This is a genomic window from Pseudomonas sp. P5_B2 (assembly GCF_056400445.1).
Map to the genome: position 1 here is coordinate 1 of NZ_JBFULH010001042.1, position 1095 is coordinate 1095.

General features: G+C 58.6%; 1 protein-coding gene. It reads left to right on the forward strand.

All coding sequences use genetic code 11. The features are described from left to right. Positions 1-1095 (forward strand): 3-hydroxyacyl-CoA dehydrogenase family protein (locus AC1DRJ_RS29025; RefSeq protein ID WP_477805159.1); only part of this gene is annotated, 1095 nt, incomplete at both ends.

Genomic DNA, 1095 nt, shown 5'->3' on the forward strand with positions numbered 1-1095 from the left:
CAGAAAGTCGGTGTACTTGGCGCCGGCATGATGGGGGCCGGTATCGCCTTTGTCAGCGCATCGGCGGGCATCGAGGTGGTGCTCAAGGACGTTACCCTGGCAGCAGCAGAAAAGGGCAAGGCCCATTCGGCGGCGCTGCTGGATAAGAAAGTCGCGCGCGGCCAAATGATTGCGCAGCAGCGTGAGGCGATTCTGGCACGGATCAACACCACCGAAAGCGACGCGGACCTGGCCGGTTGTGACTTGATTATCGAGGCGGTATTCGAAGACCGTGAGCTCAAGGCCGAAGTCTCATCGGCCGCGCAAAAAATCGTCGGCCCGGACGCCGTCATCGCTTCTAACACCTCGACCTTGCCGATCAGTGGCCTGGCTACGGCGGTGCCGGATCAGAGCAAATTCATCGGTCTGCATTTCTTCAGCCCCGTGGAAAAAATGCCCTTGGTGGAAATCATCAAAGGCGCCCACACCAGCGACGAAACCCTGGCTCGCGGCTTCGATTTCGTCCTGCAAATCAAGAAAACCCCGATTGTGGTCAACGACAGTCGCGGTTTCTTTACTTCGCGGGTATTCGGCACCTTCACCAACGAAGGCATTGCGATGCTCGGCGAAGGTGTCAGTGCGCCGATGATCGAAACCGAAGCACGCAAGGCCGGCATGCCCATCGGGCCTCTGGCGATCTCTGACGAAGTTTCCCTCAGCCTCATGAGCCATATCCGCAAGCAAACGGCCAAGGACCTGCAAGCCGAAGGGAAACCTCTGATTGAGCACCCGGCGTATGCCGTGATTGACTTGCTGCTCAACGAATACAAGCGGCCCGGTAAAGCGGCAGGAGGCGGTTTCTACGATTACCCGGCCGCTGGCCAGAAACATCTATGGCCAGAGCTGAAAAGCCGTTTCGAGATGCCTGACGGGCAGATTTCGCCAAAGGATGTGCGTGATCGCCTGCTGTTCGTGCAAGCCATCGAGACCGTGCGCTGTGTGGAGGAGGGCGTGCTGACGTCGACGGCAGACGCCAACGTCGGTTCGATCTTCGGCATCGGTTTTGCCGCCTGGACTGGCGGTGCGCTGCAATTTATCAATCAGTACGGCATGCAA